This window comes from Streptomyces sp. SID12488 (assembly GCF_010548275.1).
Taxonomy (GTDB): domain Bacteria; phylum Actinomycetota; class Actinomycetes; order Streptomycetales; family Streptomycetaceae; genus Streptomyces.
In genome coordinates this window covers 1-1,236 of record NZ_JAAGLT010000084.1, presented here as the reverse complement: position 1 = coordinate 1,236, position 1,236 = coordinate 1, and the positions used below count along the sequence as shown (strand labels likewise).

1 protein-coding gene is annotated in these 1,236 nt (G+C 68.4%); it reads left to right on the top strand.

What is annotated here, in order from left to right; translation table 11 throughout:
- The coding region (locus G3I56_RS42575) for an aspartate ammonia-lyase (RefSeq protein ID WP_164418901.1) at window positions 1-1,236 on the top strand (1,236 nt) is incomplete at both ends.

The window sequence follows — 1,236 nt, the reverse complement described above, 5'->3', positions numbered from 1 at the left end:
CCCATCACCGGCATGACCATCTCCGCCTACCCGCACCTCATCGACGCCCTCGCCGCCGTCAAGGAGGCCGCCGCCCTCGCCAACGAGGAACTCGGGCTGCTGGAGCCGAAGAAGGCCGCCGCGATCGTCGAGGCGTGCCGGGAGATCCGGGGCGGCAGGCTGCACGACCAGTTCGTGGTGGACGTCATCCAGGGCGGTGCGGGCACCTCGACGAACATGAACGCCAACGAGGTGGTGGCGAACCGGGCGTTGGAGCTGCTGGGCCACGAGAAGGGCCAGTACCGGCACCTGCACCCCAACGAGGACGTCAACCTCGGCCAGTCCACCAACGACGTCTACCCGACCGCCGTCAAGGTCGCGACCGTCTTCGCCGTGCGGGAACTCCTCAAGGCGATGACCGTGCTCCAGGACGCCTTCGCCCGCAAGGCGGTCGAGTTCCACGACGTGCTGAAAATGGGGCGTACACAGCTCCAGGACGCGGTTCCGATGACGCTCGGGCAGGAGTTCTCGGCGTACGCCGTGATGATCGAGGAGGACCGCAGCCGCCTCGCGGAGGCCGTCGAGCTGATCCACGAGATCAACCTCGGCGCCACCGCCATAGGCACGGGCCTCAACGCCCCCGCCGGATATGCCGAGTCGGCCCGCCGCCACCTCTCCGCGATCACCGGACTGCCTCTCGTCACGGCCGCCAACCTGGTCGAAGCCACCCAGGACTGCGGGGCGTTCGTCCAGATGTCAGGCGTGCTCAAGCGGGTCGCCGTCAAGCTCTCGAAGAGCTGCAACGACCTGCGTCTGCTGTCCTCCGGGCCGCGCGCCGGGCTCGGCGAGATCAACCTCCCGCCGGTGCAGGCCGGTTCGTCGATCATGCCCGGCAAGGTGAACCCGGTGATCCCCGAGGTCGTCAACCAGGTCGCCTTCGAGGTGATCGGCAACGACGTCACCATCACCATGGCCGCCGAGGCCGGACAGCTCCAGCTCAACGCCTTCGAGCCGATCATCCTGCACTCCCTCTCGGAGTCCATCACCCACCTGCGCGCCGCCTGCCTCACGCTCGCCGAGCGCTGCGTCGACGGCATCACCGCCAACACCGAGGCCCTGCGCGCAAGCGTGGAGAACTCCATCGGCCTGGTCACCGCCCTCAACCCGTACATCGGATACACGGCCGCCACCGACATCGCCAAGGAGGCGCTCGTCAGCGGCCGGGGCGTCGCCGAACTCGTCCTGGAAAAAGGCCTG